23 protein-coding genes and 2 pseudogenes are annotated in these 22,716 nt (G+C 69.7%); 10 read left to right on the top strand and 15 right to left on the bottom strand.

The window, feature by feature from the left end; genetic code table 11:
* Positions 1-8 precede the first annotated feature (8 nt).
* Positions 9-581 (top strand): hypothetical protein, encoded by a 573-nt coding sequence (locus ACWIGU_RS25045; protein WP_454403934.1) that lies wholly within the window; start codon positions 9-11, stop codon positions 579-581.
* 56 nt (positions 582-637) lie between these two features.
* Positions 638-991, top strand: a complete 354-nt coding sequence (locus tag ACWIGU_RS25040; RefSeq protein WP_454403933.1) for a VOC family protein — start codon at positions 638-640, stop codon at positions 989-991.
* A gap of 149 nt (positions 992-1,140) precedes the next feature.
* Here ACWIGU_RS25040 and ACWIGU_RS25035 read toward each other — a convergent pair.
* The 3 genes and pseudogenes from ACWIGU_RS25035 to ACWIGU_RS25025 form a co-directional block, all read right to left on the bottom strand.
* Positions 1,141-1,203 (bottom strand): annotated as a pseudogene (locus tag ACWIGU_RS25035) (hypothetical protein); the annotation flags it as partial.
* Positions 1,204-1,256: 53 nt separating this feature from the next.
* Positions 1,257-1,585, bottom strand: a pseudogene (gene manB, locus ACWIGU_RS25030) (phosphomannomutase/phosphoglucomutase); the annotation flags it as partial.
* An 8-nt stretch (positions 1,586-1,593) separates the two neighbouring features.
* Positions 1,594-2,415, bottom strand: coding sequence for a helix-turn-helix transcriptional regulator (locus ACWIGU_RS25025; protein ID WP_454403932.1), 822 nt, complete (start codon positions 2,413-2,415; stop codon positions 1,594-1,596).
* 147 nt (positions 2,416-2,562) lie between these two features.
* Between ACWIGU_RS25025 and vdcB the strand changes: the two genes are divergently transcribed.
* The 3 genes from vdcB to ACWIGU_RS25010 are packed head-to-tail and all read left to right on the top strand — an operon-like array spanning position 2,563 to position 4,893.
* Positions 2,563-3,165 carry a non-oxidative vanillic acid decarboxylases subunit B gene (gene vdcB / locus ACWIGU_RS25020; RefSeq protein WP_454403931.1) on the top strand — a complete coding sequence of 201 codons (603 nt, stop codon included), beginning with the start codon at positions 2,563-2,565 and terminating at the stop codon, positions 3,163-3,165.
* A 28-nt stretch (positions 3,166-3,193) separates the two neighbouring features.
* Entirely contained in the window at positions 3,194-4,621 is a 1,428-nt protein-coding gene (vdcC, locus tag ACWIGU_RS25015) for a non-oxidative vanillic acid decarboxylases subunit C (protein ID WP_454403930.1), read from the top strand.
* A 32-nt stretch (positions 4,622-4,653) separates the two neighbouring features.
* Positions 4,654-4,893 (top strand): non-oxidative hydroxyarylic acid decarboxylases subunit D, encoded by a 240-nt coding sequence (locus ACWIGU_RS25010; protein WP_454403929.1) that lies wholly within the window; start codon positions 4,654-4,656, stop codon positions 4,891-4,893.
* Between the two features lie 135 nt (positions 4,894-5,028).
* Here the strand turns inward: ACWIGU_RS25010 and ACWIGU_RS25005 are convergent, their stop codons facing one another.
* Positions 5,029-5,367, bottom strand: coding sequence for a DUF4333 domain-containing protein (locus tag ACWIGU_RS25005; protein ID WP_454403928.1), 339 nt, complete (start codon positions 5,365-5,367; stop codon positions 5,029-5,031).
* 147 nt (positions 5,368-5,514) lie between these two features.
* On the opposite strand from ACWIGU_RS25005, the gene ACWIGU_RS25000 reads away from it, so the two are divergent.
* On the top strand, positions 5,515-6,744 hold the full coding sequence (locus ACWIGU_RS25000; protein WP_454403927.1) for a MalY/PatB family protein: 1,230 nt from the start codon (positions 5,515-5,517) through the stop codon (positions 6,742-6,744).
* 89 nt (positions 6,745-6,833) lie between these two features.
* Here the strand turns inward: ACWIGU_RS25000 and ACWIGU_RS24995 are convergent, their stop codons facing one another.
* Complete coding sequence (locus ACWIGU_RS24995; protein WP_454403926.1) at positions 6,834-8,990, bottom strand: glycoside hydrolase family 3 N-terminal domain-containing protein; 2,157 nt, start codon at positions 8,988-8,990, stop codon at positions 6,834-6,836.
* A 106-nt stretch (positions 8,991-9,096) separates the two neighbouring features.
* Between ACWIGU_RS24995 and ACWIGU_RS24990 the strand changes: the two genes are divergently transcribed.
* Both ACWIGU_RS24990 and ACWIGU_RS24985 read left to right on the top strand, forming a co-directional pair.
* Complete coding sequence (locus tag ACWIGU_RS24990; protein WP_454403925.1) at positions 9,097-9,951, top strand: endonuclease/exonuclease/phosphatase family protein; 855 nt, start codon at positions 9,097-9,099, stop codon at positions 9,949-9,951.
* Positions 9,948-11,531, top strand: coding sequence for an alpha-amylase family glycosyl hydrolase (locus tag ACWIGU_RS24985; RefSeq protein ID WP_454403924.1), 1,584 nt, complete (start codon positions 9,948-9,950; stop codon positions 11,529-11,531). Before ACWIGU_RS24990 ends, ACWIGU_RS24985 begins: the two co-directional genes overlap by 4 nt.
* 198 nt (positions 11,532-11,729) lie before the next feature.
* Here the strand turns inward: ACWIGU_RS24985 and ACWIGU_RS24980 are convergent, their stop codons facing one another.
* From ACWIGU_RS24980 to ACWIGU_RS24940, 9 genes are all read right to left on the bottom strand, one after another.
* Positions 11,730-13,175, bottom strand: a complete 1,446-nt coding sequence (locus tag ACWIGU_RS24980) for a sulfatase family protein (RefSeq protein ID WP_454403923.1) — start codon at positions 13,173-13,175, stop codon at positions 11,730-11,732.
* 5 nt (positions 13,176-13,180) lie between these two features.
* Positions 13,181-14,569, bottom strand: a complete 1,389-nt coding sequence (locus ACWIGU_RS24975; protein WP_454403922.1) for a glucoamylase family protein — start codon at positions 14,567-14,569, stop codon at positions 13,181-13,183.
* Positions 14,570-14,599: 30 nt separating this feature from the next.
* A complete protein-coding gene (locus ACWIGU_RS24970; protein ID WP_454403921.1) occupies positions 14,600-15,355 on the bottom strand; it encodes a hypothetical protein in 756 nt (251 codons plus the stop codon).
* A gap of 100 nt (positions 15,356-15,455) precedes the next feature.
* Positions 15,456-16,343 (bottom strand): carbohydrate ABC transporter permease, encoded by an 888-nt coding sequence (locus tag ACWIGU_RS24965; RefSeq protein ID WP_454403920.1) that lies wholly within the window; start codon positions 16,341-16,343, stop codon positions 15,456-15,458.
* Positions 16,340-17,326 carry a carbohydrate ABC transporter permease gene (locus tag ACWIGU_RS24960; protein WP_454403919.1) on the bottom strand — a complete coding sequence of 329 codons (987 nt, stop codon included), beginning with the start codon at positions 17,324-17,326 and terminating at the stop codon, positions 16,340-16,342. Before ACWIGU_RS24960 ends, ACWIGU_RS24965 begins: the two co-directional genes overlap by 4 nt.
* Before the next feature lie 4 nt (positions 17,327-17,330).
* Positions 17,331-18,572, bottom strand: coding sequence for an extracellular solute-binding protein (locus tag ACWIGU_RS24955; RefSeq protein WP_454403918.1), 1,242 nt, complete (start codon positions 18,570-18,572; stop codon positions 17,331-17,333).
* A gap of 154 nt (positions 18,573-18,726) precedes the next feature.
* On the bottom strand, positions 18,727-19,782 hold the full coding sequence (locus tag ACWIGU_RS24950; RefSeq protein ID WP_454403917.1) for a LacI family DNA-binding transcriptional regulator: 1,056 nt from the start codon (positions 19,780-19,782) through the stop codon (positions 18,727-18,729).
* Between the two features lie 167 nt (positions 19,783-19,949).
* On the bottom strand, positions 19,950-20,213 hold the full coding sequence (locus ACWIGU_RS24945) for a hypothetical protein (RefSeq protein ID WP_454403916.1): 264 nt from the start codon (positions 20,211-20,213) through the stop codon (positions 19,950-19,952).
* Positions 20,214-20,308: 95 nt separating this feature from the next.
* Positions 20,309-20,878 (bottom strand): YidB family protein, encoded by a 570-nt coding sequence (locus tag ACWIGU_RS24940; protein WP_454404022.1) that lies wholly within the window; start codon positions 20,876-20,878, stop codon positions 20,309-20,311.
* 249 nt (positions 20,879-21,127) lie between these two features.
* Here ACWIGU_RS24940 and ACWIGU_RS24935 point away from each other — a divergent pair, with 249 nt between their 5' ends.
* Positions 21,128-21,589 (top strand): GNAT family N-acetyltransferase, encoded by a 462-nt coding sequence (locus ACWIGU_RS24935; RefSeq protein ID WP_454403915.1) that lies wholly within the window; start codon positions 21,128-21,130, stop codon positions 21,587-21,589.
* Between the two features lie 119 nt (positions 21,590-21,708).
* Here the strand turns inward: ACWIGU_RS24935 and ACWIGU_RS24930 are convergent, their stop codons facing one another.
* A complete protein-coding gene (locus ACWIGU_RS24930; RefSeq protein ID WP_454403914.1) occupies positions 21,709-22,023 on the bottom strand; it encodes a hypothetical protein in 315 nt (104 codons plus the stop codon).
* Between the two features lie 189 nt (positions 22,024-22,212).
* On the opposite strand from ACWIGU_RS24930, the gene ACWIGU_RS24925 reads away from it, so the two are divergent.
* Positions 22,213-22,653, top strand: a complete 441-nt coding sequence (locus ACWIGU_RS24925) for a VOC family protein (protein WP_454403913.1) — start codon at positions 22,213-22,215, stop codon at positions 22,651-22,653.
* Positions 22,654-22,716: the final 63 nt, after the last annotated feature.

Below are 22,716 nucleotides of genomic sequence, written 5' to 3'. Positions count from 1 at the left end.
ATCACGCCATGCCTGACGCCTTCACCGTCCTGTGGACCCGTGACACCTGCCGCGCCCTGCGCAAGGCCAACCGCGTGGGCGAGCGGCCGCCGGTCGCATTCAGCGGCATCCATACCTCCCTCCCTTCCTGGTCGGCTGCCCGTGCCGGGGACGAGGTGTTCGCGCTGCATGTCAATCGTGGCGAAGTGTTCGTCGTGAGCCGAATGAAGGTGCTCGACATGGAGCGGAGCGCCTGTTGCGGCACGGCCCCCGCGTCGTGGGAGGATCCGGCGTTTCCCGGGCACGGCGACTGGGCCGCGCTCGGGGCGGACGGCTGTGGTGCCTCGGCCGTGCACGTGGACGCGACGCCCGTCCGCTTCGACAGGCCGATCCCTGGCGAACTTCTGACAACGCTCACCTGGCGCAACGTTCGAGGGAAGACCCGCAATCTCAAGCACGTCGTGGACGGCCGCCTCGAACGCGCGATCAGCCTCCAAGGGTTCTACCGCCTCACCCCCGAGTCCGCCGGGGAGCTGGCACAGGTCGTACCCAATGCTCCGTATAGGGCCCGGGGAATCAGAAGAAGTCCCATCCGGCGGTGAAGCGGGCGAGGGTGTGGTGTCCGCCCGCCCGGTCGCCGCCCTGGCAAGATGGCGGCATGGAACGTGTGCTGGGAATCGGCGGGTACTTCATGCGGGCCAACGACCCGGCGGCGTTGAGCGCGTGGTATCGCGATTGCCTGGGCCTGGACGCCGATGAGCACGGCCTGTGGCGTCAGGGAGCCGGGCCGACGGTGTTCGCGACGTTCGAGTCCGAGACCGACTACTTCGGGTCCCGCGCCCAGCAGACCATGCTCAACTTCCGGGTCCGCGATCTGGACGCGATGCTCGCGCAGTTGCGCGCCAAGGGAGCGGACGTGGCGGAAGAAACGCAGGACATGGAGGGTGTCGGCCGGTTCGGCTGGGTGACCGATCCGGAGGGCCATCGGCTCGAGCTGTGGCAGCCTGCCTGATCGAGACTTCGCGCTGACGGTGACGTCATGTGCTCGTGGCTGCGTTTCCTGCCGCGTTCAGCTGGTCGCGCTTCGGCGCGGATCATCGCCAGTACCTCGTCACGGAGGGCGCGCAGGGCCGGCTCGGTCGGGGCCTCGACGTTGAGTCGCAGCGGCGGCTCCGTGTTCGAGGGGCGGACGTTGAACCACCGGTCCGTTCCGCTGACGGTCAGGCCGTCGAGGTCGTCGTCCGTGCGGTCCGCGTCGCCGCGAGGCGACCAGTGCCCAGGGTGCGGATCTCGGCGAGGCCTGTGTCCTGTCCGACGGCGGCGGCGCCGGCGCGGCCCAGCTTGATGCCGTTGTACTGGGCCGGGTTGTGCGAGGCCGTGAACATCGCGCCCGGCAGGCCGAGAGAGCCGGACGCGTAGTACAGCTGGTCCGTCGAGCAGAGGCCGATCTCGGCGACGTCGGAGCCCTGCGCGGTCGCGCCGAGGGCGAAGGCGCGGGCCAGGCCGGGGGACGAGGGGGCATGTCATGGCCCGTCACGATCGTGCCCGCGCCGGTGACCTGGACGAACGCGGCGCCGAAGAGCTCGGCCGTCGTCTCGTCCCACCGTCGCCGGTCTACTTTCCGCGGAACGTTCCCGGTGTCATGCCCGTCCGCAGTCGGAAGAACTTGGTGAAGTCGCTCGCGTCCGTGAACCCGAGCCGGACGGTGACCTCCTTCGCTGTCAGGCCGCTGTGCTGCAACAGGCGCTTGGCCTCCAGAAGGACCCGGTCGTCGACGTACTGCTTGGCCGTACGTCCTGTCGCGGCGAGCGTGGCCCGGGTCAGCGTGCGCGGACTGTAACCGAGCGCCGCCGCGTAGTCCTCGACGCGCCGGGTCACCGCATGGTCCCGCTCGACGGCCGCGTGGAAGCGACGGAACGCCTCCGACGCAGCGGTCGGCCGCGGCGCCGGGCCGCGCGCCTGCGCGAGCCGCACCACGAGGACGGAAAGCAGCGCGCGCAGGACCTCGGTGTGTGCCCGGAGGGGGAGTGAGGCCATCGCCCCGTACTCGTACACGAGATGGTCGAGCGCCCGGCGAACGCCTTCCACGTCCGAGCCCTCGAGGACCGACGGGCGCTGTTCGTACGGCGGATCCATGTGGGCCAGCGAAACGGTCGCCGGCGGCAGGAAGCCGGGCTGGAACAGCACGATCACCCCGTCCGCCGCCACCAGGTCGGGCCCGAACCGCTGCACCTGACCCGGCCGGATCCACAGCCACGACCCGGGCCTCAGCTTGTGCTCGACGAAGTCCACCCACATGCGCAGTGGCCGTTCGCGCGCGCCGATCAGCTGATGGAAGGCGGGGCGCAGGGGTGCGTACGGGTCATTGCCGTGGCGCCGCGAGCGTTCGAGCAGGTCGGCGAGTTCCATCACCTCGACCCCGGCCGGTGCGCCCACGGCCGGGGTGTACTCCAGGTCCCTGACATCGGGGCGCCCTGCAGGGTGTCCGTTTTTCCCCATCGATGGTCCCGAGGGTACCGCTGCCGCGTCCGGATCGCTCCGTAGCGTGAAAGCACAGGTCAGCGACGTGTGTGAGGTGGTCCTATGCGGTTGGTCGTGGGAATGACCGGGGCGACGGGTGCTTCGTTCGGTGTCCGCCTGCTGGAGAATCTGCACGAGCTGCCGGACGTGGAGACGCATCTCGTCCTGTCCCGCTGGGCGCGCACCACCATCGAGCTGGAGACGGGCCGGTCCGTGGCCGAGGTGTCCGCTCTCGCGGACGTCACGCACCATCCCGAGGACCAGGGCGCCACCATCTCCTCCGGTTCGTTTCACACCGACGGCATGGTGATCGTGCCGTGCTCCATGAAGACCCTCGCCGGGATCAGGACCGGATACGCCGAAGGGCTCGTCGCCCGGGCCGCCGACGTGGTTCTCAAGGAGCGACGCAGGCTCGTCCTCGTCCCGCGTGAGACGCCGCTGAGCGAGATCCACCTCCAGAACATGCTCGAACTCGCCCGCATGGGCGTGCAACTGGTGCCGCCCATGCCCGCCTTCTACAACAACCCGCAGACCGTCGACGACATCGTCGACCACGTGGTGGCCCGCATCCTCGACCAGTTCGACCTGCCCGCGCCCGCCGCCCGGCGCTGGGCCGGGATGCGCGCCGCCCGTGCCGCTTCCCGATCCATGGGCGACGCCGCCTGAAGTCCCCCGATCCGTAAAGGAATTCACCATGGCCTATGACGACCTGCGCAGCTTCCTCGACACCTTGGAGAAGGAGGGGCAGCTGCTGCGCATCACCGACGAGGTGCTGCCCGAGCCGGATCTCGCGGCCGCCGCCAACGCGACGGGCCGCATCGGCGAGAACGCCCCCGCCCTCCACTTCGACAACGTCAAGGGCTTCACCGACGCCCGGATCGCCATGAACGTGCACGGCTCCTGGGCCAACCACGCGCTCGCGCTCGGCTTGCCGAAGAACACGCCGGTCAAGGAGCAGGTGGAGGAGTTCGCGCGGCGCTGGGACGCCTTCCCCGTCGCGCCCGAGCGCCGCGAGGACGCCCCCTGGCGCGAGAACACCCAGGCGGGCGAGGACGTCGACCTGTTCTCGGTGCTTCCCCTCTTCCGCCTCAACGACGGAGACGGTGGCTTCTACCTCGACAAGGCCGCCGTCGTCTCCCGCGACCCGGAGGACCCCGACGACTTCGGCAAGCAGAACGTCGGCACGTACCGCATCCAGGTCATCGGCACCAACCGGCTCGCCTTCCAGCCCGTGCCCATGCACGACGTGGCCCAGCACCTGCGCAAGGCCGAGGAGAAGGGCGAGGACCTGCCCATCGCCATCACCCTCGGCAACGACCCCGTGATGGCGATCGTGGCCGGGATGCCGATGGCGTACGACCAGAGCGAGTACGAGATGGCGGGCGCCCTGCGCGGCGCGCCCGCGCCGATCGCCACCGCGCCGCTCACCGGCTTCGACGTGCCCTGGGGGAGCGAGGTCGTCATCGAGGGCGTCATCGAGTCCCGCAAGCGCCAGATAGAGGGCCCCTTCGGCGAGTTCACCGGTCACTACTCGGGCGGCCGCCGCATGCCCGTCATCCGCGTGGACCGCGTCTCGTACCGCACGAACCCGGTCTTCGAGTCCCTCTACCTGGGCATGCCGTGGACCGAGTGCGACTATCTCGTCGGACCCAACACGTGTGTGCCGCTGCTCAAGCAGCTGCGCGCCGAGTTCCCCGAGGTGCAGGCCGTCAACGCCATGTACACGCACGGCCTGATGGTGATCATCTCCACGGCCAAGCGGTACGGCGGCTTCGCCAAGGCCGTCGGCATGCGCGCCATGACCACGCCGCACGGGCTCGGCTACGTGGCGCAGGTGATCCTCGTCGACGAGGACGTCGACCCGTTCAACCTGCCGCAGGTCATGTGGGCCATGTCCGCCAAGGTCAACCCGAAGGACGACGTCGTCGTCATCCCCAACCTGTCGGTCCTGGAACTCGCGCCCGCCGCGCAGCCCGCCGGCATCTCCAGCAAGATGATCATCGATGCGACGACGCCGGTCGCCCCGGATGTCCGCGGCAACTTCTCCACTCCGGCCAAGGACCTGCCCGAGACCGCCGAGTGGGCCGCCCGCCTGCAGCGCCTCATCGCGGCCCGCGGCTGACCCCGCCGAACCTCGCTGAAAGGACAACTACCTTGAACTGCCTGCCTGTTGAATGCCCCCGCTGCGCCTTTGCGGAGATCTCCCTGCTTGCCACGTCGCCCGTTCCAGGCGTGTGGGACGTGGTCCAGTGCGGCCGCTGCCTCTACACCTGGCGCACCATCGAACCCGCCCGCCGCACCCAGCGCGACGCCTACCCCGACGCCTTCAGGCTGACGGAGGCGGACATCGAGAGCGCGATCGAGGTGCCGGCGGTGCCGCCGCTGCTCAAGTGACGTTCCTGGCACGCCTGTCAGTACCCAGGAGTAAGAGCCGACGGACGGAAGCCTGGGCCTCTCAGCCCGGGCGGACAGCTGCACCTGAGCCAACGTGCCTATGCGGCTCCGAGTTGGAGCATTCGCCCGGATCCGTCAGCGAAGAGTTTCCACCAGGAGCTCGCCCTGGTCGCTGACGACCTTGACCTCGACATCCTTCTGATTGGGGCCGTCCCAGACCCGGCAGTCGACCTTGTTGCCCACCTTGACCTCGACGGAGACCGGGCAGGTCACCCCCTGAACGGACGCCTGTTTCGGGCCGAGGACCACCTCGGCCACCTGCCGCTCCAGCGCGTCCTGATTCAGCACCCGAGGCGGTTCGACGGATATGACGTCGGTGGCCATCACCTTGATCGTCACCGCCACCGCGCAGCAGGCGATGACGGCCGAGGAGATCGCCAGGACGGTACGCGCGAAGTTTCGTTGATCTGCCACGCGGACAGTCCTATCGATCAGACGAAGGACTGACAAGGCCTCCCGCTCGTGTGCCCAGCGGGGCTGTCCTGGCTGCCGCGCCGTCATCGACTGGGCCTTCGGGCGTGGCTAGGGGGTGTCCGGCGGACACCCCCTAGCATCGCGACCATGCCATCCGACATGGATCCGTCGATCATGAACCCGCTCGAACAGCTGACGATCGACCAGCTGCGGGCCCGGACCAGCATGAAGTGGACCACCTTTCCGGCCGACGTCCTGCCGCTCTGGGTGGCCGAGATGGACGTGCCGCTCGCCCAGCCGGTCGCGGACAGGGTGCATGAGGCCATCGCGGCCGGTGACACCGGCTACCCGAGCGGCCGGGCCTACGCCCGTGCCCTTCAGTCGTTCGCCGCGGACCGCTGGGGCTGGCGGGGCTTCGAGGCCGAGCAGACCGAGATCGTCCCCGACGTGATGATGGGCATCGTCGAGGCGCTGCGGCTGATGACGTCCTCGGGCGATGCCGTGGTGGTGTGCCCGCCCGTCTACCCGCCGTTCTACGCCTTCGTCACCCACTCCGACAGGAGAGTGATCGAAGCACCGCTCAGCCCCGGTGGCCGACTCGACATGGAGACGCTCCGGTCAGCGTTCGCCTCGGCCCAGCGCGTCTCGGCACGGACCGTCCTGCTGCTGGCCAACCCCCACAACCCCACCGGAACCGTGCACACCAGGGCCGAACTCGTCGCGGCCGCCGCTCTGGCCAGGTCCTTCGGAGTGCGCGTCGTCTCGGACGAGATCCACGCGCCCTTGGTCCTGCCCGGTGCCGAGTTCGTCCCCTACCTGACCGTCCCCGGCGCCGAGGACGCGTTCGCCCTGCACTCCGCGTCGAAGGCCTGGAATCTCGCCGGCCTGAAGGCGGCACTGCTGGTGGCCGGACCGAAGGCCGTCGACGACCTGCACCGGCTTCCGGAGGAGGTCAGCCACGGACCCAGCCACGTCGGCGTCCTCGCCCACACCGCCGCCTTCGAGGAGGGACGGCCCTGGCTGGACGCGCTGCTGCGTGGTCTCGATGCGAACCGGGCGCTACTCGCCGACCTCATCGCCGAGCGGCTTCCCGGGCTCGCCCTGATGTGGCCGGAGGCGACCTATCTCGCCTGGCTCGACTGCCGCACCCTCGGCCTCCATACGACGTCGCCGACCACTGCCACTCCGGTGGTGAGTGAGATCGCCGGCCCCGCCCGGCTGTTCCTCGACCAGGCGCGGGTCGCGTTGAGCTCAGGGCACGCGTTCGGCAGCGGGGGTGCCGGGTTCGTACGGATCAACTACGCCACCTCCTCGGCGATCCTTCGCGAAGCGGTGGACCGCATGGCCGCCGCGGTGTCCGGCCTCGAAGCCCCCTGACCAGCCGAGAAAGCTCCGCCACAGCGTCCGGGTCCGTGACCGCCTGCGAGAAGTCGGCCACGGCGCCGACTGGAAACCCGTAGGGCCCGTCAGAGAATGCGCAGCGTGCCGCGTGCCTGCGCCGTCGAGCTCGTCCCCGCGTAGACGTCGACGCGGCCGCGCTCCACGACGTACGTCCCTGCCGGGTCGTTCGTCCAGAAGCCGAGGTCGTCGGCGCCGAGCCGGAAGCGGACCGTTGTGTTCCCGCCCGGCTCCAGCGTCACCCGCTCGAATCCGCGCAGCCGGCGCACCGGCTGCGCGATGCTCGCCGCGACGTCGTGAATGTAGAGCTGGACCACCTCGTCTCCGACGCGGTCGCCGGTGTTGGTGACCGTCACCGTGACCTCGAGCGTTCCGCCCGCCGCCAGCTCGTCGCGGGTGATCTCGGCGCGCGGCAGCTCCGGGGCGCCGGTGGTGAACGTCGTGTAGCTCAGGCCGTGCCCGAACGGGAGCTGCGGGGTCTCGTCCAGGTCCAGGTACTTCGAGACGAACTTCGGGTCGGCGCCGGGGACATGGGCGGGGCGGCCGGTGTTCTCGTGGTTGTAGTAGACCGGGATCTGGCCCACCGCCCGCGGGAAGGACACGGGCAGCTTGCCGCCGGGGTTGACCGTGCCGAACAGCACGTCCGCCACCGCGTGCCCCGCCTCGATGCCCGGGTGCCAGGCCTCGAGGACCGCGGGCGCGGTGTCCAGCCAGCCGCCGATCGTCAGGGGCCTGCCGTTCAGGAGCACCACGGCGTACGGCTTGCCGGTGGCGGCGACGGCGGCGATCAGTTCCTCCTGCCCGGAGGGCAGTCCGATGTCGCTGCGCACGGATGCCTCGCCGCTGAGCGCGGGAGGTTCGCCGACCACGACGACCGTTACCTCGGCCTCCTGCGCCGCGGCGACCGCGGCCGTGATGTCGTCATCGGCGTGGGTGACGCGGGCGTCGGGCGCCGCCCTGCGCACCGCGTCCACGATGCTCACGGACGGGAGGTGGAAGCCGCCGGGACCGGCCCAAGTCCCGTGCAGGTCAGTGGAGTTCGCGAGCGTGCCGACGACCGCGATCGAGGGTGTGGTGCGCTCCAGGGGGAGAACACCGTCGTCGTTCTTGAGCAGCACCATCGACCGGGCGCCGGCGGCTCGCGCCGCCTCCCGTGCGGCCGGCGTCGGACCGGTGATCTCGGCGCGCTCGTCGGTGTACGGCTGGTCGAACAGACCGAGGGCGAACTTGAGGCGCAGGATGCGCGTGACCGCGTCGTCGAGGCGGGACTCGCCGATCAGGCCGTCGGCCACGAGCTGCTCGCCGTGCTCGGTCACGTTGGTGGAGACCATCTCCATGTCGAGCCCGGCGTTGAAGGCGAGGCGTGCCGCGTCGGCACCGTCCTCGGCGAAGCCGTGCGCGATGAGTTCCTCGACACCCGTGTAGTCACTGACGACGAACCCGTCGAAGCCCCACTCCTCCTTGAGGATCGTGTGCATCGTGTGCGGATTGCCGTGCGCCGGTACCCCCGCGACTGTGTTGAACGCGGCCATCACCGTGGCCACGCCCGCGTCTACGCAGGCCTTGAAGGGCGGTAGATAGTGGTTGCGCAGCCGCTGCTCGGAGACATCGACCGTGTTGTAGTCGCGGCCGCCCTCCGCCCCGCCGTAGGCGACGAAGTGCTTGGCGCACGCCGCGATGCGCCCCCCGTCCGCCAACTCGCCGCCGCTGCCGGAACCTTGGTAGCCGCGGACCTTGGCCACCGCGAAGGCGGCGTTGACGTACGGATCCTCGCCGCAGCCCTCCGCGATGCGCCCCCAGCGCGGCTCATGGGTGACGTCCATCATCGGCGAGAACGTCCAGCGCACACCGTTCGAGCGGGTCTCCGCCGCCGACACCTCGGCGTCGCGGCGGGCCACCTCCGGGTCGAAGGAGGCCGCCTGGGCCAGCGGGATCGGGAACGTGGTCCAGAAGCCGTGGATGACGTCGAGGCCGAACAGCAGCGGGATGCCGAGCCGGGACTCCTCGACGGCCATCCGCTGCAGGGCGTTGGTGTGCGCCGCGCCATGGATGTTGAGGACCGAGCCGAGCAGACCGGCGCGCGCCGCCGCCTCGATGTGCGCGGTCTGGCCGCCGCCGGGACCCGTGTCACCGGTCCAGGTCAGCTGTTGCAGCTGCCCCAGCTTCTCCGCGGTGGTCATCTGGTCGAGAAGCCCCTTGACCTGGTCCTCATATCCTCGAAGCATGCGAGCCCCTCACCGCTCTATTGCCGCATCGCCCATGCGAAGTTAACGTGTGCGCCAGTCATGTAAGCGCATTCAGGAAGCGCATACAAGTGGGCGGAGGTTTCTGATGGCCGACCTCGGGATTCCGACGGCCGGGGACGGTCTGCACGTCATGACGTTCAACCTGCAGGTCCACTGGGACAACCCGCCTCACACCTGGCCCGAGCGCAGACAGACGGTCGCCGACCTGCTGCGCCGCGCACGTCCCCACCTCATCGGCACCCAGGAGGGCCTGCGGCACCAAGTCCACGACATCGAGACCGCCTTGGGCGAGTACGGTGACGACTACGGCTGGATCGGAGAGGGCCGGGAGGGCGGTGACGACGGCGAGTTCATGGCCATCTTCTACGACCGCCGGCGCCTGGCCCCCCTGACACACGGTCACTTCTGGCTCTCCGGCACACCGGACATCGCGGCCTCCAACACCTGGGGCGGCGGCTGCCCCCGCATGGTCACCTGGGCCCACTTCCGCGACCTGGCCACGGGCGGCGAACTGTACGCCGCCAACACCCACTTCGACCACGCGAGCGCCCGCGCCCGCGAACGCTCCGCGGCCCTGCTCGCCGAGCGGCTGAGCGCGCACGCACCCGACATCCCGACCATCGTCACCGGCGACTTCAACACCCCGGCGGGACCGGACAGTTCGCCGTACCTCCGCCTGCTCGCCGACGCGGGCCTCGTGGACGCCTGGGACGCGGCCGAGGAACGCGGCCCGGACCTCGGCACCTTCCACGACTACCTGCCCCCGGTCCCTGACGGCGAGCGCATCGACTGGATTCTCGTCTCGCGAGGCGTCCGGGTCCGCTCGGCACGCGCCAACACCTTCGCGCCCGGCGGCCGCTTCCCTAGCGACCACCTGCCGATCGAGGCTGTTGTGCACACCGCACCATCCCGACCGTCCTCGGAGGACCCCACCCCATGACCTCTCGCCGCCCCGCCACCGAGTGGCTCGCCGACGCCGTCCTCTACCAGATCTATCCGCAGTCCTTCGCCGACTCCGACGGTGACGGCATCGGCGACTTCGCCGGTGCCGAGGCCAAGCTGGACCACCTCGCCTGGCTCGGCGTGAACACCGTCTGGTTCAACCCGTGCTTCGCCTCGCCCTTCCGGGACGCGGGCTACGACGTCAGCGACTACCTCACCGTCGCCCCGCGTTACGGCACCAACGACGACCTGGTCAACCTCGTCGACGCCGCTCGGCGCCGCGGCATCCGCGTCCTGCTCGACCTCGTCGCCGGACACACCTCCGACGAACACGCCTGGTTCAAGGCATCGGCCGGCGACCCCGCAGACCAGCGCTACATCTGGGCCGACACCGAGACGGCGCCGCCCGGCTTCGTCGCCTCGCCCGGCACCCGTTCCGGCTTCTACCAGCCCAACTTCTTCGAGTCGCAGCCCGCCCTCAACTTCGGTCACGCCCGCATGAACGCTGACGAGCCCTGGCGCCTGCCCGTCGACGCGGAAGGACCCCGCGCCAACCGCCGCGCCCTGCGCGACATCATGGACCACTGGCTCTCCCTCGGCCTGTCCGGCTTCCGCGTGGACATGGCCGCATCGCTGATCAAGGACGACCCCGGCCACGTCGAAACCGCCAAGCTGTGGCGGGAGCTGCGCGGCTGGCTCGACACCAGGCACCCGCACGCGGCACTCCTGTCCGAATGGGGCGACCCGGCGACCTCCGTCCCGGCCGGCTTCCACGCCGACTTCTTCCTGCAGTTCGGCTCCGAGAACGACGGCCTGTACCTGCGCTCCCTGTGGAACAACTTCGCGGGCACGGTCAGTGAGCCCTGGGCGCCGCAAGCCCCGTACTTCGACGTCTCGGGCGAAGGCTCCCCGCGGACCTTCCTCGACGGCTGGCGCGCGGCCCGCGACGCCATCGGCGACGCCGGCTTCATCGCCCTGCCCACCGCCAACCACGACTTCTCCCGCCTGGCCTGCGGGCCCCGCACCGCCGAGCAGCTGCCCGCCGCCTTCGCGTTCCAGCTCACCTGGCCCACGCTGCCCGCGATCTACTACGGCGACGAGATCGGCATGCGCTACGTCCCCGGCCTGCCCGACCACGAGGGCAGCCGCCTCGGCCCCCGCTACAACCGGGCGGGCTCACGCACCCCCATGCAATGGGACGACACTCCCAACGCGGGATTCTCCACCGCCCCGGCCGACCGCCTCTACCTGCCCGTCGACCCCGACGCGAACCGGCCCACGGTCGCCGCCCAGCAGGCCGACCCCGACTCCCTGCTGAACCTCGTCCGACGCCTCATCACCTTGCGCCGCGCCACTCCGGAACTCGGCTCCGACGCAAGCACCGAAGTCCTGCACGACGGCTACCCGCTGGCCTACGTCCGTGGTGGCCGCTACCTCGTCGTCGTCAACCCGCGTGGCGAACACGCGGACGCAGCCGCGCCGAAGGACACCGCCACCCTGGTGGTGGCCTCCGGGGTCACGGTGAGCGGGGGCCGGATCAGCGCGGAGGGCTTCGGCTACGGGATCTTCGAGCTGTAAGCCACAACACAGGGGCCGCACTGCCATCCGGCGGTGCGGCCCCTCCTGCGTCACCGGCGTCAGCCCTTGCGGACCGTGAACTCCCCGCGGCGTACGCGCAGGATCGTGCGCCGGGCCTCGTAAGAGGACTTGGCGCCCTCGCACCGCGTCCGGCCGTCGACCGTCACGACTGGGCGGTCACCGGCACCGACTGCTGCGTCATCGCGGCTCCTCGGCGCGCACGTGCTCCGGTGTGTCCAGGCAGCGCAGTTGCAACGCGGTGAGCCGCGCCGTCAGGTCCTCGACGACCTGCGCGTACCCGGGGTCGTCGTACCGGTTGTGCAGCTCGTCCGGATCCCGCTCCAGGTCGAACAGCTCCCACTGCGGCGCCCGGGTCAGCGGCGACGCCCCGACCTGCCCCGAACCGTGGCCCGGGTAATGGATCAGCTTGTGCGTCCGGGTCCGGATCCCGTAACTGGCTTGCACGCCATGGCACACGTCCAGATGCTCGAAGTAGCGGTAGTAGACCGCGTCACGCCAGTCGTCCGGCCGCTCGCCGCGCAGCAGCGGCAGCAGACTGCTGCCCTGCATCCGCTCGTGCGCGGGTACGTCGGCGAGGTCGAGAATCGTCTGCGCGTAGTCGACGTTCGCCACCAGCTCGTCGCACGACGACCCCGGCCGCACCACACCCGGCCAGCGCACGACCAAGGGGATGCGCAGCGACGGCTCATACATGAACCGCTTGTCGAACCAGCCGTGTTCACCCAGGTAGAAACCGTGGTCGGAGGTGTACGCGACCACGGTGTCGTCGGTCAGCCCGCTGACGTCGAGGTAGTGCAGGACCCGGCCCACGTTCTCGTCGAGCCCCGCGATGACCCGCAAGTACTCCTTGATGTAGCGCTGATAGCGCCACTCCCGCTCCTCACGCTCCGAAAGCCCTTCGGGCACCGGCATCTTGAGGTCCTGCGGCAGCAGGTCCGACATCCGCATCCGCGCCTCGGCCGCCGCGCCCGAACGGTTCGCGTAGTCGTCGTGGAGCGTGGCCGGGGCCGGAATCTCCTGGTGCTCGTACAGGTGACGGTGGCGCTCGGCCGGCTCGAAGGCGCGGTGCGGCGCCTTGTGCTGGATCAGCAGCGCGAACGGCCGCTCCGGATCCCGCCGGTCCAGCCAGTTCAGGGCCAGGTCTGTGATGATGTCGGTGACGTACCCGCTGTACTCGTGCTCACCGTCGGCAGTCAGGAACGTGGGGTCATGGTACTGCCCGTGCTCCGGCAGGATCTCCCAGTGGTCGAAGCCGCACGGGTCACTGACCCCGCCGTGCCCCAGATGCCATTTGCCGATGATCGCCGTCTGATAGCCCGCCGCCTGCAACATCCCGGGGAACGACGGCTGACGCGCGTCGAACTTCTGCCCCGGCTGCTCCAGCGTCGTCATGCCGTGCACATGGCTGTAGGCGCCGGTGAGGAGCGTCGCACGGGCGGGCGAGCAGATCGAGTTCGTACAAAAGGCGTTGTCGAACCGTATGCCTTCGGCCGCGAGCCGGTCCACCGCAGGGGTCCGGTTGATGACACTGCCGTAGGCGCCGATGGCAGGCACGGCATGGTCGTCGGTCATCATCACGATGATGTTGGGGCGCCGGGCGGGGCGGTTCTGTGCGTGCTTCATGCCTGTCATATCCCGAAGTTCTCCCTCGCCAGCAGTGGCCGTACGCGCCGGGCGAACCCTCCGCCGCGGAACGGGCGTTGCAGGAGTCCGGGCTCGAGCACCTGGGCGAGCGCCGCCGCGATCATTCCCTGGTCCAGCGCGAGCATGTGGTCACTGACCCGGCCCGTGTTCACGTCGACCGAGTCGCGGAAGCCCAGGCCGTCCTCGTACGCTCCGAAGTCCCGGGCGATGCGCAGCAGGTTGGTGACCGCCTCATCGCGTGCGAACGGCATCGCGAGGAAGGATGCGTGCGGAGTGACCACGCCCCCGGAGGTGTAGCCGTCGACCGCCATGCCGATGGCGTCCACGCCGTACGTGGCATAGCCGCCCGCCGGGACGTCGGCAGGGGAGAAGCCCCAGTAGCCGTACGCCTCCTCGACCGTCCCGTGCTCGATCTGACTGCGCACGTAGCGCCGGTGGTTGAGCCCCCACGCGCCGGGCGACCACGCCGCTTCCGGTACGAACAGCGGCACCATCAGCGCCTCGAACATCGACCCGCCCCAGGAGGGGACGATCTTGCGGCCCCGGTATGTGTAGTGGCCGCGCCACAGTCGCACACCGTCGACCGTCACCCACTCGCCTTCGGGCTGTTGTTCCTGATCGGCGCCGGGCTCCAGGGTGCGGAAGGTGTGCCAGTAGTGCTCACCGGGCAGCGAGCCGTCGGCGATGCCGAGGTAACTCGCCATGCGCGGCTCGGTGTTGAGCGCGCCGTACCAGTGGGGGGTGAAGGACCCGGTGGCCGTGGAGTAGCCGCCGTGCAGCTGGCCGGGGTTGGCCTCCGGGTCCGCGGCGTCGTACGGCGTGTAGTAGAACGACCAGTCGGCGTCCGCGAGCAGCCGCGCCACGCGCGGGCGCAGCTCCGCGTCGGCGTCGGCGGCGATCCTCAGGCCCGTGACCAGCCACGCGTTGTCGACGGACGACAGGAACGGGTCTACCGGGTCGCCGCTGCCCGGCCAGGTCGTGAGGGTCTCGCCGGTGTAGGCGTCGTACCAGTTGAACCAGAAACCGTGGGCGCGCTCCAGCCGCTCCACGGCGGTTACGGTGCGGGCGAGGCGGCGGTGCATCGTCGTGGCGTCGATGACTCCGAGTCCGCCGGCCGCGACCGTCGTCCACAGGCCGCAACCGATGTTGGTAGGTGAGGTGTTGACGGACGGCGTGAGTGTGCTCGCGGTGACGTCCATGGTGTCCGCGGCCAGACCGAAGTCCGTGGTCAGGGCCTCGATGGAGCGGTACGTGTCGTGGAACCAGCGGCGCAGCAGGGCGTCGGTACCGGCTCCGGCGGCCGTGCCGTCGGCGCCGAGGGCGAGGGCGGTGGACGCGCCCGCTGCGGTGGCGAGGAAGGTACGCCGTTTCATCCCGGTCTCTCCTTTGAGGTGGGGGCGTGGTCAGATGCGGGACAGGTGGAGCGAGCGCAGGCCCGGCAGCGGGACGTCGAGCGACAGGGACGCGGCGCCGTCCGGTGCTGTCGTGAGCGGGGGGAGCTGTTCGTGGGGGAGCGTGCCGTTGAGTGCGTCGCGGGCCGTTGCGGCGTCGGTGGTGTCCGCGCGGTGCAGTGAGACGGCGTACGAGGTGTGGGGAGCGAGGCCGGTCACCCGTACAACGGCCGTGCGGTCCAGGGCCGGCGAACCCGACGCCATACCTGGGCGGTCGGCGGCCGTGTTCCACACCATGACGTACACGTGCGAGCCGTCGTCCGTGCGCCTCGCCACGGCGTTGACCAGGGCCTGGGCGCCGTCGCCGGTGACGTGCGGCGGTACGGCGCCGGTGGCGTCGACCGTGACCGTCACGGTCGCGAGGGCGATGCCCCGGGCCTTGACGCACCCGGGGACGGGCGTCGGGGTGAGCGGTCCGGGGCCGTCGTCGGTCAGGGCCGCGACCTTGTACCAGTAGCCGCGACCGGGTTCGGCCCGGGTGTCGGCGTACGGAGGGCGGGGGAGGGACTGCCTGGTCAGGGGCTCGTAGGGGCCCTCCGCGAACGGTGAGCGGTGCACGAGGTAACCACGGGCCCCCGGCACCGGCTCCCACGTCAGGAACACATGACCGGTCCCGTCTTCGGAGCGCAGTGCGGCGGGCGGTGGCAGGGAGACGGCCATGGCCGCGGGCCGGTCCAGGGCGTGTGGTGCGGCGTTCCTCGGTGGCATAGTGGTCCGCCTCTCGAATGGATGCGCATACATTCATGGCGTACGGATTCGCCGGTTCCCGTCCCCGTGGCCCGGGACGGGAACCGGCCGGCGGGAAGGGCTACTTCAGCCCGGCGGTGGCGATGCCCTGGGTGAAGAAGCGCTGGAGCAGGACGAAGACGAGCAGCACCGGCAGCACCACGAGGAAGGCGCCTGCCATCAGGACGCCGTTGGAACCGTCGGCCTGGGTCGGGTCCGTGGCGAAGGTGGCGAGTGCGACCGGGAGCGTGTACTTGCCCGGGTCGTTGGTGGCGACCAGCGGCCACAGGAAGTTGTTCCAGGAACCGAGGAACACGAAGATCGACAGCGTTGCCAGGGCCGGCTTGACCAGCGGCAGCACGATCCGCCAGAAGATGTACCACTCGCGGGCGCCGTCCATCCGCGCCGCCTCGAGCAGCTCGTCCGGGATGGCCTGGATGAACTGCCGCATGAGGAAGACGCCGAAGGCCCCAGCCGCGAACGGCAGGATCAGCGCGGCGTAACTGTCGATCAGCCCCATCGCGCTCATCATCACGAACATGGGCAGCAGCATCAGGTTGCCGGGCACCATCAGGGCGCCGAGCACGACAGCGAAGATCGGCCGCTTCCCCGCGAAGTTCAGCTTCGCCAGGGCGTAGCCGAGCATCGAGCAGAACAGCAGATTGCAGACGGTCACGAACACGGCCACGAGGAGGGAGTTGAACAACGCCTGCCCCACGTCCATCCGGTCGAGCAGTTCCCGGAAGTTGTCCAGGGTCCACTCGGTCGGCCACCACACCGGCGGGCTCGCGCCCAGCTCCCGCTGTGTCTTGAAGGACGACAGCGCCATCCACAGGAACGGCGCGACCGTCACGATCAGCCCGACGGTGAGCAGGACGTAGACGAGTGTCCGCCGGGCCCGGGCCGCCGGGTCCCGCCGTGCCTTGCTCGCCGGGGCCGCGAGCGGGGCCCGGGTCTCGGTCGTGCTCATGAGGTCTTGTCCTTGAGGAGGCGGAGCTGGAGTGTCGTGATCGCGAGGACGATCACGAACAGGACGTACGCCATGGCGCTGGCGTAGCCCATGTGGAAGAAGTCGAAGCCCTCGCGGTACATGTGCAGCGAGATCGTCAGGGTGCTGTCCGACGGGCCGCCGTCGGTCATCACGAACGGCTCCTCGAAGACATTGAGGAAGCCGATCGTGGTCATGACGGCGACGTAGAGCATGGTGGGCCGCAGCAGTGGCACCGTGATCCTGCGGAACTCCTGGAAGATCCCCGCGCCGTCGATCCGCGCGGCCTCCCGCACCTCCGTCGGAATGGCCTGCAGACCGGCGAGGAAGAGCACCATGGCCGAGCCCATGTTGCGCCAGACAGCCATCATGATCAGGGAGGGCATCGCGAGTGTCTCGGAGCCGAGGAAGTCCGGCGTCTGGATGCCGAGTTGGTGGCCGAGGCCCGCGATCAGGCCCTCGCTGGGGTCGAGGACGAAGCGCCAGATGACGGCGACGGCCACGATGGCTGTGACGACCGGCGCGTAGAAGCCGACACGGAAGAAGGTGCGCAGCCGGTCGATGCCCGAGTTGAGCAGCACCGCGGCCGCCAGGCCGCTGCCGATGGTGAGCGGCACGCCGAGGACCACGAAGTACCCGGTGTTGAACAGTGCCTTGACAAACTTGTCGTCCTGGAACAGCTTCGTGTAGTTGTCCAGGCCCACGAACTGCGCCGACAGCGGATCAGTGACATTGCGCAGACCGAAGTCGGTGAAGCTCATCAACAGCGTGGCCACGATCGGGAACGCCATGAAGGTGAGGAACAGCACCAGGAACGGTGTGGAGAACAGCCAGCCGGCGAGATGGTGGCGGGACAGCCGGTCCCGACGGCGCCGGCCGGGCCCGGTGCCGTCAGCCTGAGCCTTCGACACCACTGCGTCCTGTCCGGCACCCGGCGCACCGGCCTGTGCGGTGGTGGTGCTCATGGGGTCAGTCCACCAGCCCCTCGGCGGTCTTCTGCAGCGCCTTCGCGGTCGCCGCCGGGTCCGCGCCCTGCGAGATCTTCGCCAGGGCGCCCTCGACGGCCGCGGCGAACTCGTTCCACTTCTCCAGCGGCGGAATCGCCTTCGCCGTGTCGAGCGAGGACTTGAAGGTGGCGAGCGACTCGCCGCCGTTCTGGAGGGCGGGCTCGTCCCAGGCGGCCTTGACGGCCGGCAGTGCCTTGTCCGCCTCGTACCACTTGGCCTGCGTCTTCGGCGTGATGAGGAACTTGGTCAGCTCCTCGGCCGCCGCCTTGTGCGCGCTGTCCTTGAACGTGACCAGGGAGGCGCCGCCGACCCAGGAGGTCGAGGTCTTGTCCGCGGGGACGGGCACGACCTTGTACTTGTCCTTGAGCTGCGGCTGCTGGTCGGCGATGTTGCGCACCATCCAGGGGCCGGACTGGAACATCGGCCGCTTCCCCGAGGCGAAGTCCTTGGTGACGTCGTACCCGGGTGTGAAGGTCTTCTTGGCGAGCCCCTTCCTGAAGTAGCTCGCCCACTCGGTGAACGCCCGTACCGCCTCGGGGGAGTCGAGGGCCGGCTTGCCGTCCTTGCCGATCAGCTCACCGCCCGCCGAGTACAGGTACTGCACCCAGCTCTGCCAGGCGCCCGAGCTGCTGGGCTGCAGGTCCGTACCCCACTCGGCGCCCGCCTTCCTGTAGGCGGCGGCGAGGGACTGCTGCTCCTTCCACGTGGTGGGGGCCTTGTCGATCCCCGCCTTCTCGGCGAGGTCGGTGCGGTAGTAGAGCGCGCGGGTGTCGGCGTACCAGGGAACGCCGTACGCGGTCCCGTCCTTGACATTGCTGTCCCAGGTGGCGGGGAAGAAGTCGGACTTCTTGAACGTCTTGGCGTCCACCGGCTCCAGGGCGTCCAGGGCGATGAATTCACCCATCATCGTGGAGCCCATCTGTGCCACGTCCGGCAGCTTCTTGCCGGCGATGGCCGACACCAGCTTCTGGTGCACGACGTCCCAGCCCACCGGGGTCACCTTGACGGTGATGTTCGGGTGCTGCTTGGTGAACTCGTCGGTGACCGCCTTGAGGCGGGTGCCCTCCTCGCCCATGGCCCACACCGTGAGCGTCTGCTTCTTGTCCGCTGCCACCTGCGCGCCCCCACCGCTCCCGCAGGAGGTCAGGGCGAGCGCCGTCATCACCACGGTCGCGGCGACGCTGACGGACTTGGTGCGTGTCATGGGGCCCTCCAACACATTCATGTAAGCGCTGTACGTAAGCGCATACATGACCTTGTAGTACGAGGCGGACCGACTCAAGAGGTCTGGAGGTAACGCTTCCGTAAACGTGCGGACATCCGCGAACACGCAGCTGACAAAGGGCTGTTACACGCCCTCAAACGGTGCTTTCCTGCGCGCATCCGCAGCTCGCCCGACGGGTCACCGCCACCGGCAGCACGCGCACTTCAGCCGCCCGGTCGCGCTCGTGGAGCCGGGCGATCAGCAGCTCCACCGCCACCTCGCCCAGGTGGCCGGTCGGCTGCCGTACGGTCGTCAGCGTCGGCCGCACCAGACGACTCAGCGGGATCCCGTCGAAGCCGGTCACGGCGATGTCGTCCGGGACGGCGACCCCGCGCGCCTCCAGGGCGTGCAGCGCGCCGACCGCCATCTGGTCGTTGGCGAACACCAGCCCGTCGGGCAGGGCCTCGTCCCTGTCGAGCAGCTCCAGCGCCGCCTTGCGGCCCGCGGCCTGGGTGAGGTCCCCTCTGGTGTCGGGCGCCTTCGGCAACGGCAGTCCGGCCTCCAGGTGGGCGGCCTGAAAGCCGCGGAAGCGCGCCTCGCCGTCCGGTGAGTCGGCCGGGCCGCCGGCGAAGGCGAGACGGCGCAGCCCGTGGTCGACGATCAGATGCCGTGTCAGCTCCAACTGGCCGTCGAAGTTGGCCACTTCGACGTGGTCGTAGCCGGTGTGCCGTTCGCCGGCCAGCAGGACGACCGGCTGTCGGCGCCCCACGACGTCGAGGTCCTCTTCGGTCAGGGCCTGCGCAAGTACGGCCAGGCCGTCCACGCGCCCCGCCACCTCGGCGAGTTGCCGGCCGGCCTGGTCGGCGTGCGCGGCCGAGATCAGCAGCGCGTAGCCATGGCGCCGCGCCGCGCGCTCCATGCCGCGGATGACCTGGTCCGAGTAGAGCACCAGCTCGGCGTCCTCGGCGCCCGGCGCGTGCTCCGCCTCGGTGTCGTGGAAGTCGGGGAAGCAGAGTCCCAGCACGCCGGTCGCCCGGCTGGCGAGCCCGCGGGCGCTGCCGCTCGGCACGTAGCCGAGCTCGCGCGCGGCGGCCAGGACCTTCTCGCGGGTCTCCGCCCGGACCGCGTCGGGGTTGCGGTAGACGCGCGACACGGTCGCGATGGAGACGCCCGCCTTTTCAGCGACGTCGTACACCGTGGGAGTGGTCATCTTGCTGTCTCGCCTCGCCCCTTCGCCCGGCACTTGGCGTGCCCGGCTGCCCGCCGTCGTTCCTGAAAGCGCATTCAGCCTAAGGTCGGGGTGGGTGCCGGGGCAAGATACCAGGTGCCGGGCAGTGGCGGCGGCCGGTGATGTATGTGGCCAAGGGCGCGGTGCCGTCAGCGGCGCGCGTCGTACAGCACGGGGTTGAGGGGCGTGTCCGGGACCTGGCCGATCCCGGTGCCGGGCATCCAGCCGCGGTCGGCGGCCTGGTGGTCGTTCGTGGGCTCGGCGACGCGGATGTCGGCGTCCAGGTAGATCACCGTCATGACACGGCGCGGGACGCCGGCGCGGTTGGGCCCCGCGTGGTGGAAGATCCATCCGCGGTGGAAGCTCGCGTCGCCGAGCGCTGTCGGCGCCGCTGATCCGCTCGGCCGGGACACGGGTCACGCCATGAGGGAGGGGCAGACGCTGCGGAGGGTCGGCGCGCGGACTCGGCACACGATCTGCGGAGCGACGCGTTGCACACAGCGGAGCTTCACAGCTGTTGTGCGATCACTTCCTCGATGGAGCCCTCGGGGACCTTCCCCTCGGGAGTCAATTTGTCGACCGCCACGGGCAGCGTTTCGGCGATTTGGTCCGCGGCTTCGATCTCGCTGAGCCCACCTGCCTGAGCGGCTGCCGCGAGCAGGCCCGGAGGTAGCGCCTGGGCGATCTCCGCGCCGCTGACCGGGTCATTCTCTGCGTCGCTGATCCATGACTCGGACTTTGCGCCCAGACCGCCGTCCTTGAGCTGGCTGAGCAGCCCGTCGATCGAGCTGCCGCTGCTGTCGCTGCCGACGGAACTGAGCAAGGTACTGAGCATGTTCCCCGTGCCGCTGGAGGTGCCTCTTCCCAGCAGGGATCCCAACAGGCTCCCCAGATCTGTGCCCGCCATTTCTGTCCCTTTCGTCGTCTGGGCTTGCGCGCCGGCCGCGCGATCGGATCCATCGTGAGGGCGGCGTTCCGGACTCGCGCGGAGGCGTAGCGCATGTGCGGGACGCGGTCGCTGGACCCGCTCGAAGCGCTCATGATCACTTGCACTACGGGCTTGCGACGCAGCCCTTATCAGCTAACCAACGCTCATTCACTCCTGCACCTTGACGATGGCCGGTCGGGCTCGATTCCCCCGGGGGCGGCGACAGCCGATCGAGGGTGTGCGTGCTCGGATGCCGAGTGCGGCCGTAAGGGCCGGGCCGAGGGAGCAGCAACGGCGCGGTGAACGCTTGTCCCGTCCGGCCGCAGGCCATCGCGTACTTCTCCCGCACGACCGCAGGGTGCGAAGATCGACGGACCTGCATCTGACGGGGAGACGTGGATGAGTGTGCTGATCAGGCCCGCGCGGGTGAAGGAAGCCGAGATACTCAGTGACCTGGCCCTGCGGTCCAAGGCGCATTGGGGCTATGACGCCGGATTCCTGGCCGCGTGCAAAGACGAGCTCACCGTTGACGCGGGTGAGGTCGTACGCAGGCGCGCCACGGTGGCTGACAGAGACGGTCACATCCTGGGCTTCACGACTCTTGAGGGAGAGCCGCCCACAGGCGTTCTGGGCATGATGTTCGTAGATCCGCAGGTCATTGGCCAGGGAATCGGCCGCCTGCTGTTCGAGTACACCATCGCTGCCGGACGAGAGCTGGGGTTCGCCCGGCTCACGATCGAGGCGGACCCGAATGCGGAGCCCTTCTATCGTGCGATGGGTGCAATACGCACGGGAAACGTCCCCTCTGGTTCCATTGCCGGCCGTGTGCTGCCGCAGATGGCTGTCACCATCCAGCGCTGAACCAGCGCGGCCCTGTTGCCGGGCGCGCGAACGCGGCAGGGCGACCACGAGCGGGACCGCATCCGCCGCTGGGCACGGCTCCGTCGCGATGGGGTGGGGCCGATACTGATCGCGGCCCGTCAGCCGGAATTGCGTGCGATCCCTAGCGCGAGCGCCTGCAGGATGGCCTCGGTGGACGTCTCGGGGTCTGTCTGGTCGTACGCGTCCGCGACCGTCTCGAAAGCCAGGACGAAGCCCTTGATCAGGGCGCTCAGTGGTTCGGAGAGCTGGTTCAGCACGGCAAGACCCACCTCTGCCGCATCTTCGGTGTCGGGGACGAGGAATTGAGTCGGAATGACCTCGCCGAGCAGGTCGGATACGTAGTCTGCGCCGACACCACCGCGTAGGGCCGTGAGCGCCGCGATGGCCTTGAGCTCGATCTCGCTTTCGGTCATGTGCCGAGCGTAGAAGGAAGCGGTCGTTCCGCAAGGGCCGTTCGGCCTGGCCTTCTCAGCGGCAGGGTCGGCATCCGGCACGACCGCTCCGCCGCGCCCCTCGCACAGCGGGTGTCGATAAGGGCCTGTCAGCTCCGTCCCAGGGACAGATGCGGCCACCGTGGCCGTACCGCGCGAAGGAGGCCCAGCATGGCGATCCAGCGGATGGACAATGTCCTCATCGTCGTCGACGATCTTGACGCGGTGATCGAGTTCTTCGTCGAACTGGGCATGGAGCTGGAGGGCAAGGGGCCGCTCGAGGGCCGTTGGGCGGAACGGGTCATCGGGCTCGACGATGTCCGACAGGACATCGCCATGCTGGGGGTCCCGGACGGTCACGGTCGAGTGGAACTGGCGAAGTTCCACAGGCCGCAGGCCATCACCCCCGAGCCGAAGGACGCGCCGGCGAACACGCTGGGCATGCGTCGCGTCATGCTCGCCGTCGACGACGTCGAGGACGTCATCGCCCGCCTGCGGACCCATGGCGCGGAACTCGTCGGCGAGCTGGAGCAGTACGAGGACACCTATCGGCTCTGCTACGTCCGCGGCCCCGAGGGCGTCATCGTCGGACTGGCCGAGCAGTTCCGCTGAAGGCCGCGGCCGAGGCTGCCGTGCCCCGCAACATCCGCAGGCGGCCGCGCCTGCCGGTTCGCC

The sequence above is a fragment of the Streptomyces sp. NPDC055400 genome, assembly GCF_053644375.1.
This window is presented reverse-complemented; position numbering and strand designations above follow the sequence as displayed.

Bases quoted from the DNA above. Each gene is read 5' to 3' on its own strand.
- ACWIGU_RS24950 (WP_454403917.1), bottom strand. From the start codon at position 19,782: ATGACCACTCCCACGGTGTACGACGTCGCTGAAAAGGCGGGCGTCTCC.
- vdcB (WP_454403931.1), top strand. From the start codon at position 2,563: ATGCGGTTGGTCGTGGGAATGACCGGGGCGACGGGTGCTTCGTTCGGT.
- ACWIGU_RS24995 (WP_454403926.1), bottom strand. From the start codon at position 8,990: ATGCTTCGAGGATATGAGGACCAGGTCAAGGGGCTTCTCGACCAGATG.
- ACWIGU_RS25045 (WP_454403934.1), top strand. From the start codon at position 9: ATGCCTGACGCCTTCACCGTCCTGTGGACCCGTGACACCTGCCGCGCC.
- ACWIGU_RS24965 (WP_454403920.1), bottom strand. From the start codon at position 16,343: ATGAGCACGACCGAGACCCGGGCCCCGCTCGCGGCCCCGGCGAGCAAG.
- ACWIGU_RS24935 (WP_454403915.1), top strand. From the start codon at position 21,128: ATGAGTGTGCTGATCAGGCCCGCGCGGGTGAAGGAAGCCGAGATACTC.
- ACWIGU_RS24975 (WP_454403922.1), bottom strand. From the start codon at position 14,569: ATGAAACGGCGTACCTTCCTCGCCACCGCAGCGGGCGCGTCCACCGCC.
- vdcC (WP_454403930.1), top strand. From the start codon at position 3,194: ATGGCCTATGACGACCTGCGCAGCTTCCTCGACACCTTGGAGAAGGAG.
- ACWIGU_RS24985 (WP_454403924.1), top strand. From the start codon at position 9,948: ATGACCTCTCGCCGCCCCGCCACCGAGTGGCTCGCCGACGCCGTCCTC.
- ACWIGU_RS24955 (WP_454403918.1), bottom strand. From the start codon at position 18,572: ATGACACGCACCAAGTCCGTCAGCGTCGCCGCGACCGTGGTGATGACG.
- ACWIGU_RS24925 (WP_454403913.1), top strand. From the start codon at position 22,213: ATGGCGATCCAGCGGATGGACAATGTCCTCATCGTCGTCGACGATCTT.
- ACWIGU_RS24930 (WP_454403914.1), bottom strand. From the start codon at position 22,023: ATGACCGAAAGCGAGATCGAGCTCAAGGCCATCGCGGCGCTCACGGCC.
- ACWIGU_RS24980 (WP_454403923.1), bottom strand. From the start codon at position 13,175: ATGAAGCACGCACAGAACCGCCCCGCCCGGCGCCCCAACATCATCGTG.
- ACWIGU_RS25040 (WP_454403933.1), top strand. From the start codon at position 638: ATGGAACGTGTGCTGGGAATCGGCGGGTACTTCATGCGGGCCAACGAC.
- ACWIGU_RS25000 (WP_454403927.1), top strand. From the start codon at position 5,515: ATGCCATCCGACATGGATCCGTCGATCATGAACCCGCTCGAACAGCTG.
- ACWIGU_RS24990 (WP_454403925.1), top strand. From the start codon at position 9,097: ATGGCCGACCTCGGGATTCCGACGGCCGGGGACGGTCTGCACGTCATG.
- ACWIGU_RS24970 (WP_454403921.1), bottom strand. From the start codon at position 15,355: ATGCCACCGAGGAACGCCGCACCACACGCCCTGGACCGGCCCGCGGCC.
- ACWIGU_RS24960 (WP_454403919.1), bottom strand. From the start codon at position 17,326: ATGAGCACCACCACCGCACAGGCCGGTGCGCCGGGTGCCGGACAGGAC.